At 56.5% G+C, this 15,433-nt stretch carries 14 protein-coding genes; all 14 read left to right on the top strand.

From position 1 onward, the window contains the following. Positions 1-17 precede the first annotated feature (17 nt). The 14 genes from KQI17_RS01105 to KQI17_RS01040 all read left to right on the top strand — a co-directional run bounded on the left by KQI17_RS01105 (position 18) and on the right by KQI17_RS01040 (position 15,401). The gene (locus KQI17_RS01105; RefSeq protein ID WP_216494362.1) at positions 18-1,712 is read left to right on the top strand and encodes an HlyD family efflux transporter periplasmic adaptor subunit; all 1,695 of its coding nucleotides are present in this window, start codon (positions 18-20) and stop codon (positions 1,710-1,712) included. 10 nt (positions 1,713-1,722) lie between these two features. After that, a complete protein-coding gene (locus KQI17_RS01100) occupies positions 1,723-2,424 on the top strand; it encodes an ABC transporter ATP-binding protein (protein WP_216494361.1) in 702 nt (233 codons plus the stop codon). Beyond that, positions 2,421-3,674, top strand: coding sequence for an ABC transporter permease (locus KQI17_RS01095; RefSeq protein WP_216494360.1), 1,254 nt, complete (start codon positions 2,421-2,423; stop codon positions 3,672-3,674). The genes KQI17_RS01100 and KQI17_RS01095 overlap by 4 nt, the downstream gene beginning before the upstream one ends. A gap of 13 nt (positions 3,675-3,687) precedes the next feature. Beyond that, on the top strand, positions 3,688-5,682 hold the full coding sequence (locus tag KQI17_RS01090) for an S-layer homology domain-containing protein (RefSeq protein WP_216494359.1): 1,995 nt from the start codon (positions 3,688-3,690) through the stop codon (positions 5,680-5,682). A 187-nt stretch (positions 5,683-5,869) separates the two neighbouring features. Beyond that, a complete protein-coding gene (locus KQI17_RS01085; RefSeq protein ID WP_216494358.1) occupies positions 5,870-6,835 on the top strand; it encodes a DUF6017 domain-containing protein in 966 nt (321 codons plus the stop codon). A gap of 66 nt (positions 6,836-6,901) precedes the next feature. After that, on the top strand, positions 6,902-8,776 hold the full coding sequence (locus tag KQI17_RS01080; protein ID WP_216494357.1) for a ParB N-terminal domain-containing protein: 1,875 nt from the start codon (positions 6,902-6,904) through the stop codon (positions 8,774-8,776). 6 nt (positions 8,777-8,782) lie between these two features. Beyond that, entirely contained in the window at positions 8,783-9,193 is a 411-nt protein-coding gene (locus KQI17_RS01075; RefSeq protein WP_216494356.1) for a DUF3846 domain-containing protein, read from the top strand. Between the two features lie 6 nt (positions 9,194-9,199). Beyond that, positions 9,200-9,838 (top strand): hypothetical protein, encoded by a 639-nt coding sequence (locus tag KQI17_RS01070; protein ID WP_216494355.1) that lies wholly within the window; start codon positions 9,200-9,202, stop codon positions 9,836-9,838. Between the two features lie 10 nt (positions 9,839-9,848). After that, on the top strand, positions 9,849-10,640 hold the full coding sequence (locus KQI17_RS01065) for a hypothetical protein (RefSeq protein WP_216494354.1): 792 nt from the start codon (positions 9,849-9,851) through the stop codon (positions 10,638-10,640). 154 nt (positions 10,641-10,794) lie between these two features. Beyond that, positions 10,795-11,214: a hypothetical protein gene (locus tag KQI17_RS01060; protein WP_371821936.1), complete on the top strand. Its 420-nt coding sequence runs from the start codon at positions 10,795-10,797 to the stop codon at positions 11,212-11,214. Between the two features lie 4 nt (positions 11,215-11,218). Then, positions 11,219-11,506, top strand: coding sequence for a plasmid mobilization relaxosome protein MobC (gene mobC / locus KQI17_RS01055; RefSeq protein WP_253285613.1), 288 nt, complete (start codon positions 11,219-11,221; stop codon positions 11,504-11,506). After that, positions 11,507-12,889, top strand: a complete 1,383-nt coding sequence (locus KQI17_RS01050; RefSeq protein WP_216494353.1) for a relaxase/mobilization nuclease domain-containing protein — start codon at positions 11,507-11,509, stop codon at positions 12,887-12,889. It abuts the gene before it with no gap. Beyond that, a complete protein-coding gene (locus KQI17_RS01045; protein WP_253285612.1) occupies positions 12,816-14,882 on the top strand; it encodes a reverse transcriptase domain-containing protein in 2,067 nt (688 codons plus the stop codon). Before KQI17_RS01050 ends, KQI17_RS01045 begins: the two co-directional genes overlap by 74 nt. Positions 14,883-14,993: 111 nt before the next feature. Further along, on the top strand, positions 14,994-15,401 hold the full coding sequence (locus KQI17_RS01040; protein WP_216494538.1) for an NlpC/P60 family protein: 408 nt from the start codon (positions 14,994-14,996) through the stop codon (positions 15,399-15,401). Positions 15,402-15,433: the final 32 nt, after the last annotated feature.

Genomic DNA, 15,433 nt, shown 5'->3' with positions numbered 1-15,433 from the left:
AAAGGAAGAACAGCAACATGGAACAGACGATGGAACCCGTCGCGCAGACGACGCCGGCGCAGAGCGCCGTAGAAACGCCTACCCCTGCCGGCGCACCGGGCAGCGCTCCAACGCCGCCGAAGAGCAGGAAAAAGCGCAAAAAGATCGTGCGCCGTATCATTGCCGCCGTATTGGTGCTTGCGGTCGGCTTCACCCTCTTTAAGAAATTCGGAAAGAAGGAGGGTGAGGCGGAGATCGGCACTGCCATTGTGGACTACGGCTCCATCACCTCAATGGTCTCAGGCAGCGGTATGGTCAAGGCGAAGAAGAGCGAGAGCATCACGCTTGCGACCGCGGGCACCGTGGGCGATGTCTTCGTGACCGAGGGGCAAAAGGTCGCCGCGGGCGACCCGCTCTTTACCTATGATTCTCCCGATGCGGAGAAAAAGGTGCGCGAGGCAAAGACGAACATAGAGGGCTATCAGAAGAAGCTCAATGCGGCCTACAAGGATATTGCGGCGCTGACGCTGACGGCGCCCTACGCCGGTAAGCTGCTTGAGACCGCGCAGCTAACGGTGGGCGACGAGGTCGACGCGCGGGGGGTCGCCAAGCTCGTGGACGACACGCGGATGCGCCTCACGCAGTATTACAGCTACGCCTATCAGAGCGAGCTTTACGCCGGTCAGACCGTGCAGGTCTCCGTCCCCGCGCTGATGGCAACGGTCGAGGGCACGGTGGAAAAGGTACATATGGTCAAGCGCGTGACGAGCGAGGGCTCTGAGCTCTTCAGCGCGGAGATCGTGGTCCCGAACGCGGGCGTGCTCGCCAAGGACATGGAGGCCTCCGCGACCGTGGAGGTGAACGGTGAGACCGTTTATCCCTACGAGGCGGGTAAGCTGGACTATTACCGCACGAGCGAGCTGAGCATTCCCGCCGGCACGGTCGTTGCGACGAATCTGATCGACTATCTCTCCGTTTCCGCCGGTCAGCTGCTGGTGCAGGTCAACGGCGAGAACACCGAGAACACCATTTTCGACCTTGAGCAGAGCCTGCAAAAGGCACAGAAGGAGCTGGAGGAGGCGGAAAAAAATGCCGCCTACGCAAACGCCGTTGCGCCCATTGACGGTATGGTCATCGGCTTGAGCATCACACCCGGGCAGGAGATCACCGCCAGCGCGACCGCGCTGACCATCTCCGACACGAACACCGTCACCATCAGCGCGACGGTGGACGAGCGCAATGTGAGCTACCTCAAGGTCGGCATGGGCGTCGATCTGAACCAGTGGGGCAACCCGAGCTTCGGCACGATCAGCTCCGTGAGCCTCTCGAGCAGCGTGAATAACGGTGTCGCCACCTATCCCTTTACCATCGAGGCGGATAATGCGGACGGTACGCTGCAGATCAACAGCAACATCAACTATAGCCTCACCGCCAGCCAGAGCGAAAACTGCCTTGTCCTGCCCATTCAGGCCGTGCGCACGGTGGGACTTGAGGACGGCACGAGCGCCACGGTCGTCTACCTCAAGGCGGACAGCATGCCCGACAATGCCATTGAGCTGCCGTACTCCGACGAGACGATCCCCGAGGGCTTCTATCCCGTGCAGGTCGAGATCGGCATTCAGGACAACAACAATGTCGAGATCAAGTCCGGCGTGGAGCAGGGCGACGAGGTCTTTACGCAGTACATGACCGGCTCCGCCACCAGCTGGGACAATTACGGCATGGTATATTGAGGATAGCGCCATGGCGAAATTGATCGAACTGCGAGACGTTTATAAGATCTACTCCGAGGGCCTTGAGAGCGAGGTCCGCGCGCTCGACGGCGTTTCGCTTACCATCGACCGGGGCGAGTTCGTTGCCATCGTCGGACAGTCCGGCTCTGGCAAATCGACGATGATGAACGTGCTCGGCTGCCTCGACGTGCCGACCTACGGCGAGTATCTGCTCGAGGGAACGGACGTGAGCGAGCTGAGCGATATGCAGCTCTCGCGCATCCGCAACAAGGAGATCGGCTTTATTTTTCAGCAGTATAACCTCATCCAGTCGCTCTCCGTGCAGGAGAACGTCGAGCTGCCGCTTGTCTATCAGGGCATCGGCATCGACGACCGGCACGAGCTTGCCGTCCACGCGCTCGAGCGCGTCGGCCTTGTTGACCGCCGCAGGAATAAGCCAACGCAGATGTCCGGCGGCCAGCAGCAGCGTGTCGCCATCGCCCGCGCCATCTCGACCCGCCCGCCCATCATCATGGCGGATGAGCCGACCGGCGCGCTGGACTCCAAAACGGGCCACGAGGTGCTGCAATTCCTCCAGCAGCTCAATAAGGAGGGCAGCACCGTCATTCTCATCACGCACGACAACGGCATCGCCGCCACCGCGCGGCGCTGCGTCCGCCTTGCGGACGGCAAGATCGTTGACGACCGGCAGCAGGAGGTGGATTGGCTGTGAACATTTTACAGGCCTTCAAAATGGCGTGGCGCTCCATCATCGGCAAGAAGGGCCGCAGCGCGCTGACGATCCTCTCCATCTTCATCGGCATTGCCGCCGTCATGACCATCGTTTCGGTCATGGAGGGCATGAAGGCACAGATGATGAAGCAGTTTTCCGCGATGGGCGCGAACCGCGTTCAGGTGAGCATCTATTCATGGATGTACGACGCGGACGGCAACGACGTCAGCAAGGACTATTTCCCCGACCTTTACGAATACTGCCAAGGACTGAGGGAATATGTCATCGGCATTACGCCGAACGGACAGGCGAACGCCACCGTGATCTACGGCACGAAGAACTCTTCCACGATGCAGACGGAGTATGACAAGCAGTGGAATCTCATCAGCGGTCCGCCGTCGCTCTACTACGGCTCCGACCAGTACAGCGCGTGCAACAATCTGACCGTTGCCAAGGGACGCGACCTTGCGTATCTGGACATTCAGAACTATAATCAGGTCTGCGTCATCGGCGCGGAGATGGCCAAGCAGTTTTTCGGCACGGTCGATCCGGTCGGCAAGACGCTCAAGGTCAACGGCAACAACTTCACCGTCGTCGGCGTTTACGCCGCGCGCGGCGATGAGGGCGACAACAGCGTGAAGCAGATGGACAACATGGTCGTCTTTCCTTATACGGCGAGCCGCGTGCTTGGCGGCGCGCGCTTCACGGAATACATTGTCAAGGCGCGCGACAGCGAATCGGCGAACACCGCCATCGCCTACATCGGCGGCTTCCTCAAGGGACTTGTTCCGCAGGGCAGCGGCGATTACGAGGTGCGGGCGGCGGACTACTGGCAGCAGTACCAGAATGAGTCGTTCAACATGATCGGTATGGTGCTCGGCGGCATCGCGGCGATCTCGCTGCTCGTCGGCGGCATCGGCATCATGAACATCATGCTCGTCACCGTGACCGAGCGCACCCGCGAGATCGGTATTCGCCGCGCCATCGGCGCGCAGCGCTCGAGCATTGTTACCCAATTTTTGATCGAGGCAGGTATGCTCTGCGGCATGGGCGGCATCGTCGGCATCCTCTTCGGCACGATCGGCAGCGTGGTGCTCGGACGCATCATCTACCAGCAAACGATCTATCCCGTGCCGTGGGTCACCATCGCGGCCTTCGCGCTGAGCGTCGCGCTGGGCGTGCTCTTCGGCAGCTACCCCGCCATCAAGGCATCCAAGCTCCAGCCGGTCGAAGCGCTGCGGGCGGAATGAGAGGAGAAAGAACATGAAAAAGAGAGTATTTTCCCTGCTGCTCGCGCTTGTGCTGACACTCTCGGCAGCGGCGATCCCCGCCTCGGCGGCGGAGAGCTTCTCCGATGTGACGGACAAGAAGACGGCGCAGAATGTGGAGGTCCTGCGGCTGCTCGGCGTGATCGAGGGCAACGGCGCGGGGCAGTTCAACCCGAGCGGTCTGCTCACCCGCGCGGAATTCTGCAAGATGGTGGTCGTGCTCATGGGCAAGGGCAGCGACGCCATGCGCTACAAGACCGTGACCATTTTCCCCGATGTGCGCGCGACGCACTGGGCGGCGGGCTACATCAACCTCGCCGTGCGCCAGAGCGAGCCGAAGCTGCTCGCGGGTCTGCCGGACGGCACGTTCCAGCCGGACAGCTACATCACCTACGGACAGGCGGTCACCATCCTTATGCGCGTGCTCGGCTTCGCGGATAAGGACAGCGGCGGCATCTGGCCCGACGGCTACATCAACCTCGCCAAGTCCACCGGCGTGAGCGCCGGCGTGAACCTCACCGGCAGCGCGAACATCACCCGCGCGCAGGCGGCGCAGCTGTTTGTCAACGTGCTCAGCACGGGCAAGGACGGCAAGGGCTACACGCCCGCCGGCTGCAAGATAGGGAGCGAGGCGACGCTCATCTCCCTCTCCGCCAATACCATTCGCGTGAACGTCGACGGCAAGTCTGAAAAATTCGATTTGGTGCGTCCAAGCAGCTCCTCCGCGCTCAACGGCCTCAAGGGCCATCTGCTGACCAACGACGACGGCAAGGTCATGACCTTTGTTCCCAAGACCAGCAGCACCACCGGTGCGGCGGTCAGCAACGCGGCGGTCATTCTCCCGGCGGATAAGTCCACGAGCGGCATCAGCGCCCTGACGGACGGCAGGACCGACTACACCGTTTACCGCAACGGCGTGCTCAGCTCCGTTTCCGCCCTGCGTAAGAACGACGTTGTGACCTATGACGCGGTGAGCAACACCGTTTACGCCTGCGACACCCGCGTGACGGTCTACTACGAGAGCTGCGAGCCGTCACCCAGCGCGCCCGTGAGCATCAAGGTGCTCGGCGGCACGCAGTTCGAGGTTCTGCCCACGGCGCAGCAGAGCCTGAGCAAGTTCAAGCCCGGCAAGACCATGACGATCCTCCTCACGAGCGACGGCACGGTGGCTGGCGCGGTGGAGAACGACTACTCCGCGCGCGGCAATGCCATCGGCATCGTGGATTCCGACGGTAATGTGAAGCTGCTCTGCGGCAGCACGACCATCGACCTTGTGCTCGATGGAATCAAGCCCGACATGACAAACCTCAAAGGCAAGCTCGTGAGCATCTCGTCCTCCTCCAAGACCTCGGTGGGGCTGTACGCTAAGACCGGCGGCGTGAGCGGCGATCTGAATGTCCGCGAGGGCACCCTCGGCAGCAAGAAGCTCGCCTCCAGCGTGATGATCTTCGACAAGGGTGAGCTCAAGAATCTGAGCGACCTGACCGAGACCACCGTCCCGCAGAGCCGCATCTCCTATGCCCGCACGAACGCGAGCGGCGAGATCGACCTGATCGTGCTGATTGGCACGGGTGACGAGCTCTACGGTCGAGTGACAGGTGTCGGCAAACGAACAGTGCATGATGCAACATTTGGAGACTACGAACAGCAGCAAATTGCAATTGACAGCGGCGATGGTAAACCTGTGACGAAAGACTCTTCGTATAGTGTTCGTTCTGGCGACTTTGTTTCCTACAAGATTGTCAACGACTCTTATACAAATGTAGCGGCGCTCGATAAGCTCGGCGACGTCTCCTCCTCCGCGTGGATCGGCAAGACCGCGGTCAACTACGGCGGCCGCACCTACACCGTGCCCTCCGACGTACTGTGCTGGAACCGCGACGGCGGCAGCTGGCTCGACGGCGGCGCCGAGGCGGCGCTCGCCTACGGCGGCACGATGAACCTCTACGTCAGAGACGGTGTGGTCCGCGTGATCGAGGTCCGCAGCTGAACGAAGACCCAGTAACGAAAAAAGCTCCCGCTGCCGGAAGGAGTGTGTCGATAAAGAAGTCCCTTAAAAGCATTGAGAATACTAACTTTATTGACAGACGCCAAAAGTGACAGGTCGAAAAAGGACACTATCTGAAAAAGATGGTGTCCTTTTTTCATGCTCTTTTCTGGCTGTAAGGAGGAAAAACATGGCGGAGAACATGATATATGACTATTACTATGGAGACGAGAGCAGCCAATTTTCTTTTTATCGCATCCCCCGCCAGCTTATCACGGGGCAGCATTTCAAAAAAGTATCCACTGATGCAAAGCTGCTATACGGCCTCCTGCTTGACCGAATGGGCTTATCTGCCCGGAATGGCTGGTATGATGACGCTGGCCGTGTCTATATTTTTTACACGCTGGATGAGATTCAGGAGGACTTGAGCTGCGGCCACGAAAAAGCTGTCAAGCTGCTGTCCGAACTGGACGCAGACAAAGGCTGTGGGCTGATCGAGCGCGTGAAACAAGGGCAAGGAAGGCCGGCAAAAATCTATGTCAAGCGCTTCACCACACGCCAGATAACCGCTGAATCCCTTGCGCCGCAGGAGCTTCCCAGACTTCCGAAAATCGGAAGTCAAGAAGTCGGAAAATCAGAAGTCAAGGCTTCCGAAAAGCAGAAGTCAAGACTTCCGATTTTCAGAAGTGCAGACTTCGGAAAATCGGACGGTAATTATATTGAATCTAATCAAACTGATTTCAGCTATAAAAATCAATCTATCCATCCATCACCTTCCGCTTCCTTCATCGCTAAACCGGGGTGGATGGATAGAAGCGAATATCTGAAAGAGATTAAGGAAAACATCGAGTACCATCTCCTTTGCCAGCAGTTTAACCCCGAGGATGTAGACGAGGTTGTAGGGCTGATGGCCGATACAATGTGTTCCACGCAACCGATGGTGCGGATCGGCGGTGAGAATATCCCTCTTCCGCAGGTGCAGGCGCGTTTCTACCAACTGGACTACACGCGGATGGTCTATGTTTTCGAGTGCCTGCGCCGCAATACCACCCAAGTCCGCAATATCCGCGCATACCTGCTAACCACGCTGTTCAACGCGCCGTTGACCATGAATAACCACTATCAGGCCGAAGTCCAACATGACTTCGGCCCTTAATTTTGGTTGAAAATGCGGCTCAAATTGAGACACATTTTTCGACATAAATCTTTAGGAGGTAAAACCATGTCCAATGAAAAGAAAAACCCGCTGATCGGCGCATTTCGGACACCCGCTGCCGGAGCGCCACCCACCCCCGCACCGACTGAGCCGCCAACGGAGGCGAAACCACCTGCCGCCGCGGCCTTGCCTGTCAAGGCTGCTGAGGTAAACAAGGCCGTCGGCCCCACCGAGAACGGCAAGCCTGCCGCTGCACCGCCTGCTCCCATTAAGCCTGACGAGGGCAAGAAGCCCGTCGAGCCTGCCAAGGATGATAAGGCGGCCAAGGATGGCAAGCCCGCCGCCGCGCCGCCTGCTCCCGTCAAGCAGGAGGAGGGCAAGAAGCCCGCCGAGCCTGCCAAGGATGATAATGCGGCCAAGGATGGCAAGCCCGCCGCCGCGCCGCCTGCTTCCGTCAAGCAAGAGGAGGGCAAGAAGCCCGCCGAGCCTGCCAAGGATGACAAGGAGGCCAAGGATGGCAAGTCCGCCGCGACGCCACCTGCTCCCATTAAGCCTGACGAGAGCAAGAAGCCCGCCGAGCCTGCCAAGGATGACAAGGCGGCCAAGGATGGCAAGTCCGCCGCCGCGCCGCCTGCTCCCGTCAAGCAGGAGGAGGGCAAGAAGCCCGCCGAGCCTGTCAAGGATGATAAGGCGACCAAGGACGGCAAACCCGCCGCTGCACCGCCTGCTCCCATTAAGCCTGACGAGGGCAAGAAGCCCATCGAGCCTGCCAGGGATGATAATGCGGCCAAGGACGGCAAGCCCGCCGCCGTGCCGACCACTCCTGCCAGGCAGGAGGAGAGCAAGAAGCCACCCGAATCCACTAAGGCAGCAGAGACACAGAAGCCGGTCGAACAGCCGAAGGAGCCTGCGACCGCCGCTACCCGTACTGCGGATGGACCGAAAGGCTCAGCCGTAACCAAGGTGTTTGAGGATCGGTTGGATGCTCCGACAGAGGCGGACCTCTTTAAGCTACCCATCCCCAACGAGGGGGAGATTTTCAGCATGGCTGTGCATCCGGCCTATCTGAGAGACTTCCTCGACCACCCGTTTACGGTGAATCGTGAAACGCAGGACTATAAAGACCTGTTTGAGTCCATCAAAACCTACGGCATCCGCGAGCCCATCCTCTGCCGTCCCGGCCGCAACGGCGGCCTTGAGATCATTTCCGGCCATCGCCGCCACGACATCGGCGCACAGCTGAATTATCCCATTCCTGTCCTGATCGAGCGTGTAGATGAGGATGATGCGCAGATCCAGTGCGTAGACGGAAACCTCCACCGCAAGGATATTCCCATCTCCGAACTGGCTCGCGCCGCGCAGATGAAGCTGGATGCTTTGAAGCGCAAGGCCGGCCGCCGCTCCAAGGCGGATATTCTGGCAGGCAAAGAGCCGATGAAGCGCAGCGATGAACAGGTCGGTGAGGATTTGGGCATGAGCCGTGCCAGCGTGCAGCGCTTGATGCGTGTCAATCAGTTGGAGGAGCCGCTGAAGAAGATGGTGGATAAAAAGGAACTGCCGCTGGATACTGCCGAGCAGATTTCCCACATGAAGCCTACCGAACAGAAGGCGCTTGCGGACGCCATTGAAAAAGAGGGTGGGAAAGTTCCCTCTAAGACGGAGGCGGTCAAGCTCAAGGAGGAAAGCCGAGCCGGTACGCTGACCACGCAGAAGATCGAAAAGTCCGTCGCGCCCACCAAGCGGGAGATCGACCCGCCACTAAAGGTCACTTTCCAGGACGACGAGCTGCGCCCCTACTTCCCGGACAAGGGAACCACCGTCGCTACGGTCAAGCGCACGATGTTCGAGGCGATGGATCTTCGCAAAAAGGCGCTGGAACGCCAGAAAATGAAGATGCAGACCGAGAAGGAACCTAAGAAGAAATCTGAACCGGAGAGGTGATAGAGCATGACGGTTGTAATTGTCAAGCCGGGGTATGCTCCGTATGAAGCGGAGATCAACGGCTTGCATGAGATGCAGGAGGTCGTAGGCGGAACGATCCAGGCCATCTATCCCTTTGCGGATAGGTCCGCGGTTGTCTGTAATGATGAGGGTATCCTTTTGGGGATGCCCTTTAACCGCAGTATGCCCGGCGGATATGGCGGCGTATTTGGCCCATTTTTTGTGTGCGGCTTGGGCGAAGAGGACTTTTGTTCTTTGACCCCGGAGCAGGTCAAAGCCTACAAGAAGGAATTTCACTGTGCAGAAATCCTGATTGGAGCAGCAGGCAATACTCCCATCACGATGAAGGTGCAGCCCAAAGCGGCAGGCAGCTCCGGCCAAGAAAAAAACCGGAATGACCCTCCGGGGCGGGAGTGAGCTGTCATGCAGGAATATGCTTCCCCAAGCGAACGGCTGAAGGCACTGACAGATCAATTAGAGCAGGGTGTGTCAGATATTTTTCAAAGCGGTCAATACGCAGCTTATCTGCAAACGCCAGAGGTCGAGCATACCTCCAATGAGTGGAAACAGGACAAAAACGGGATATGGGAGATCAGCAACCGCACCTATAAAATGCGATATAAAATCTCCTATGAAAAGGCCGCCGATGTTTACCTCGTCAGCTGGGGAATCATCTACAACGCACCTAAACAACCAGACAGCAACTACCGGAATTATTGGGGAGACAGTATCTATGTCGCGCGGCAGGATAAGAAAAAATACCCCAGCATGGAGGCCGCACAGCATTATATCCAAGGCCGGTTTGACCTGTATTGTCACCTGTTCCGAGAAATCTCCCCACCAGTCCCCAATGAGTGCAGACGGATGTTCAGTATCAACGGCTATTTGGCGGCAGGGTACACGCTGGCTCCACCAGATAAGGAAGAACCCAACAAGAAGGCCGTTGATGACCTGCTGGCCTGTCTGGATGACGCGGATGCCGCAGTACCTCCAGCGGAGAAGCCGAAAGTGCATATTTCTGAAAAGAAGGCTGAACGCAAAAAGTCCGTTCCAGTAAGATAGGCGGTGTGTCATGGGATACAGCCGTTTAGAACCGGGGCGGGAGTTGGAAGTCCGCGAGTACATCAGTTTTCAACGCGGCCGCGATGGCTTTTGTGAATTGATCGAGTGCAGCGTGGATGAATTGCTGGAACGCAAAGCCGAGAGTATTGTCCGTGAAAAAGAACTATGTCAGCGTATTGATGCCGCAGTGGAAGTATGGTCAAAACAGGCACAGCAGACCCAACAGTACATGAAGGCGCTGGAATATGTCAAAACGCCGCCTACACCTCATACCTCAAACCGATGGACGGTCAATGAATATGGCAACCATGAAATGAGCAATATGGTGTACCGCTTTTCATGGCGCGAGTATGAACACACCGAATGGGATAGGACGCTGGAAAAATCTGTCCCGAAATCATGGGAACTCACATGGTCAGTTACATTCAACACGCCGCATAACCCGGACTATTCCGGCGATGGCTGGAAGATAGCCGGTCAGGACAGAAAAATTTTCCGGGATAGAGCGTCTATGGAGAAATATCTGCAAGGCCGTATTGCAGCCTACGCTGACCTGTTTGTTGAGATATGCCCACCAATCCCGACAGAGCATAAAGACCGCTTTTCCATCAACGGACAGTTGATGCAGGGCTACATGGTAGCAACTAAAGAGCCGGAACGCCCGGATCAAGGCCAAGTGGATGCCCTGTTGGACTGCTTGGACGACGCGGATATGCTGGAGGTGCCTACTCTCGCTCCTAAGAAACAGCATCCCCAAAAGGAAAACCACACGATCAAAAAGAAATATTCCCCGACACGGTAGGACAGCGGCGCTCTGCGTCGCTGTCCCAGCCAGCATGGAATTTTGACATCAAAATTCCGCTGGTTAGGGGCGTACCCCTAAAACCCCGTGCCGCCCGTCGAAATGTGTCTCGATTTGAGACACATTATTTTTTTGTAAGGAGAGTGATGTGCCCGTGCAAATCGACTATTCGCCATGGGGCGAAATACAGGCTCTTGAAACGCTGTATCCCGGTATCCACCTCATCACAACACCCGGCCACGGCGGCATCATGGCGGAATGGCCCGCCTATCTTGAACTGTCCGGCGCCGCACGCAAATGCGGCTTTCGTGAAAACGGCTGTCTTTGGTTTGAAGAGGATTGCTGTGAACAGGTGGTACTTCGTGAGCTGCTGGATCGTGGGATGTGGACGCTGCCGGATCGGATCAGCGACCCGGTGAAGTTTGAAGAAGGAATCAACCGAATCATTCAGCAGTATCACCCGGACTATTGGGCGGAGCGGGAAGCGGGCCGCACCGTTCCGCAAACCCGCAAAGTGCGAGAGAAAAACAATCTGTCTATCCGAAAGGGGGAACAAGCCGATAAAGCCATATAAAACTATGACACTTCGCCTGAACGCTGCGGAGTACGCACACCTGTGCCGACAGGCAGAAGTGACCGGGCTGAAAAAGGAGCCGCTGGTGCGGCAGCTCATTATGGGCGTAAATCTCCGCCCTCGTCCCCCCGATGCCTATGCCGACCTGCTCCGCGCGTTGTCCGCCATCGGGAACAACATCAACCAACTGGCCCATCAAGCCAACGCCAGAGGTGCCGCCACCGGTGACGAGATCACGGAAGCGCTGCATCTGGTGCGGCAGGCCACACGGCTTGTAAGGGAACGGCTTTGAATGGCATACACAAAGATCATTGTCATTCATAGCCGATTGGACAGGTGCCTGGGCTATACGCAGAACGCGGAAAAGACCTCTTTGGAAACGGTACTGAACTACGCTATGAACCGGGATAAGACCGAGCAGGACTGCTTTGAAACCGCACTGAACTGTGACCGGGAGAGAGCCTATGCGGACATGACGGATACCAAGCGCCGTTGGGGGAAGCTCGACCGCAAGCGCAAGGGCTATCATGTGATCCAGTCCTTCGCCCCCGGCGAGGTCACGCCGGAGCAGGCCCATGCGATAGGTGTAGAGCTGGCCCTGCGCCTTTTGGCAGAGAGATACGAGGTCGTGGTATCCACACATCTGGACAAAGCACATCTGCACTCTCATATCGTGTTCAACAGCGTTTCCTTCGTGGACGGAGCCATGTATCGTGACCGCATCACGGATCTGCTGGGCAGTGCCGGGGTAGGCATCCGCGGCACATCGGATGCGATTTGTCTGGAGCACGGCCTGTCGATTATTGAGCCCGGCAATCCGTCCACCGACCGCGCCGAATGGGAAGCGCATCGGGCTGGGAAGCCAAGTTTCCGAGGGCTTGCCCGCGCGGACATAGACGCCGCTATCAGCAGTGCCTACACCATGCGCTCCTTTTGGAGCGAGCTGATGCGGATGGGCTATCAAGTCAAGCGATCTCCCCAAGTGTCTCATGCGGCAATCAAGCCGCCAGGCGGCCAGCGATTCCTGCGGCTGGACAAGCTGGGAGCGGGATACAGTGAAGCGGAGATATTATCGCGTCTGACCGCCGGACGCACCGCCGCAGCGCCGCAGATCAGCAGCCGCACACCCATCCTGCCGCAGAGGTATTTCCCCTACGGGCGGCGTTACCGCGTGTGCGGTCAATGGTCAAAAAAGCCAGTTCGAGCGAGAGGGCTTAGGCTTTTGTATCTGAAATACCTCTACCTGCTGAGAACGCCGCGGGCTCGGCGCAACGCCGCTGTCTCGCGGGAGGAGATCATCCGCTTTGACCGCTATCAGGAGCAATTCTACTATCTGCGGAAAAATCGGATCGACAGCACGGAACAGTTGGCCATGCAGATGGACGCACTGCAAGCAGAGATAGACAATCTGACTGACCGCCGTGCCGATCTTTATCGTTTGCACCGACGGTTGCCGGAGGATGCGGCCTGCTCCGAGGAAATTGGCACGATCACCGCACGGCTGCGGATACTGCGCCGGGAGCTGAAGCTGTGCGCTCGCATCGAAGGCGATATTCCAGCCGTGCAGGCCCAAATCAAAATACAGGAAGAAAGGAGCTGCCATGAAAAAGCTGATAAAAGCAGACCTGAGCAAAGTGTTGGAGCTGACCGCAGCGTACCAACCCATCAACTGTGACAGTCTGAAAGCAGAACTGGAGATTTTAGCGCAAAACGGATATAGCGATGATCTCTTTCTGGCCCAAAAAGACCGTTTTCGCTTGATGGCACTGTCTGAGGTCTATACCGCCGGCAGTGATGCCAATGGGTTTCTCGCTATGTTTGAAGTACAGACCTGCTGGCCGGTTTTAACTCTGATGCTTCACACAGAGTACATGGAGGGCGATGTCCACCGTGGGAGTGTGATTTTAATGGACTACCCTGAACTCGTCCGAGATGTAGCGCTTTTTGACCGGCTCCCCAATACCCAGCGAGAGAGGCACATCAAGCAGATGATGAGCCGCTGTCTGCATTATGCCCCACAATGTACCATAGTGGAACTGATCGAATATATTCAAAACGCATTTAAGCACTTTGAAGTTCAGAAGATACGCCGGAAATATATCGACAAACCAGGAAAAGCCGAGAAACGTCCGCTGGGCATACCTACTATTCGAGACCGCATCGTACAGGAGTGTATAAAAATTGTGCTGGAACCGATTTTGGAAGCACAATTCTTTGAGCATTCTTACGGGTTTCGGCCCATGCGTGATACCGCGATGGCGCTGGCGCGCATCAATCAGGTAGCGCACACATCTGCTAAATACTGGATTGTTGAGGGAGACATAAGCAAATGCTTTGATAACATTGACCACGGAATTCTTCTAAACCGCCTGTACCACATCGGTATCAGAGATAGGCGTGTGTTGCAAATCATCAAGGCTATGCTGAGAGCCGGGATCATGGATGAATGCACCGTAAACGAGTACGGAACCCCACAGGGCGGAATTATCAGTCCGCTGCTGGCCAATGCCTATCTGGACATAATGGATGAGTGGGTCACAAAGCAGTGGGAACATAAGAAAACTCGACGAACTTACCGGACTGCGGGAACCAAGCGAAGGTCACTTTATCAAACCTCTCTGAATCCGGGATGGCTCATACGGTACGCAGACGATTTTGTCATCATCACAGACACCCGCGCCCATGCCGAACAATGGAAATCCAGATTGCAAACATTTCTGCAAGACAAACTCAAGCTGACATTATCCACAGAAAAAACGCTGATAACAGATGTGCGGAGAAAACACATCCACTTTCTCGGCTATGAACTCAAAATGATACCGGGAAACAGCAGAACAGGCTATATTACAAAGACAATACCAGACAAAGAACGGTTACAGCGGAAAGTTGACAGTATCGCAGAGGATATCAAGAAAATTCCCAGAAATTTTAGCAAGGAACAATTCATCGGGGAAATCAATCGCATCAACAGCCAAGTTCGAGGGATTATCCAATACTACCAGTGCTGTACATGGGTCAGCGTCGCCTTGCGGCGACACTCCCACCGATTGCAAATAATTTCCAAGGCGCGCATAAAGCAATACGGTGGCAGATGGATACCAGCAAATCAAACGCAAAACCTATCCCATATTCATCAAAAGCACCAGCAGAAAATCCCCTCGATAAAATATCGCGATATCTATGTTGGCTTTACCGCCCTCTCCTTTTGCCAGTGGGAAATGACGCCCGTGAAAACACAGGCAGAAACGCCATATTCGGAAGATGGCAGACAGCGTTATTTCAAACGCACAAAAAAGAAACGCATGAATACGCGGCTGGATGAGATGTACTCAGAGAGTACATCCCGCGCTGTCTGTTACAGCAAATGGGGGCAACTCAACAATTTCGAGTTCATTATGAACAGGGCCTATGCGCTTAACCGTGACAGGCTTAAATGCCGGGTCTGCGGTGGTTGGTTAATATCAACTGCGCCTTGCGCTCACAGAGTCAACCCCTATCTCCCGCTGAATCAAGTGAACCGTGTCAACAATCTGGTCTCTATGCACAGAAAATGCCTTGAAGCTGTGAACGACCCTAATCAGGATATCGGTGAGTTCGACAGCGAAGCGCAAAAGAAAATCAAAGGTTTTAGGAATAAACTGGTTACTTCACATACACGCAACAAATAATCTGCACTGATGGTGCGCCGTGTGCGGTGAAAGTCGCAAGCACGGTGTGAAGCGGGGGAAAATCCACCCTGACTGTCCCGGTAACACCGGGATAAAAGCGGTGGATTACCTATCGCTATAAAGAGCCTCGTAATCGGCTGGGATTCCCGCTGGGGCGAGCTGCGGCAGGTCACAGCCGCAGGCAGCTCCACCACCGGCACCTATCGGCCTTACGGGCTTGACTGCTCAGGATTCGTCGATTGGGCCTTTTACAATGCCACAGGCGGCAGCTACATCATCGGCCATGGCGGCGGCGCCACGATGCAGCACAGCTATTGCACTGATATTTCGTGGTCGGACGCACAGCCCGGTGATCTGGTATTTTACCCGGACAATTCCCATGCAGGTATCGTCTGCGGCAGAGCCGAGGACGGCAGCCTGCTGGTGATCCACTGCGCCAGCGGATACAACAATGTGGTCATCACGGGAACGGACGGCTTTGCGGTTGCTGCAAGACCGGGCTGCTTTTCGGGTCATTGACTTTTTTCGACGGAGAAATATATTGCAAATCA

Source organism: Oscillibacter sp. MSJ-31 (assembly GCF_018918025.1).
Taxonomy (GTDB): domain Bacteria; phylum Bacillota; class Clostridia; order Oscillospirales; family Oscillospiraceae; genus Hominicoprocola.
The sequence above is the reverse complement of the archived record's forward strand: the minus strand, read 5'-3'. Positions and strand labels throughout refer to the sequence as shown.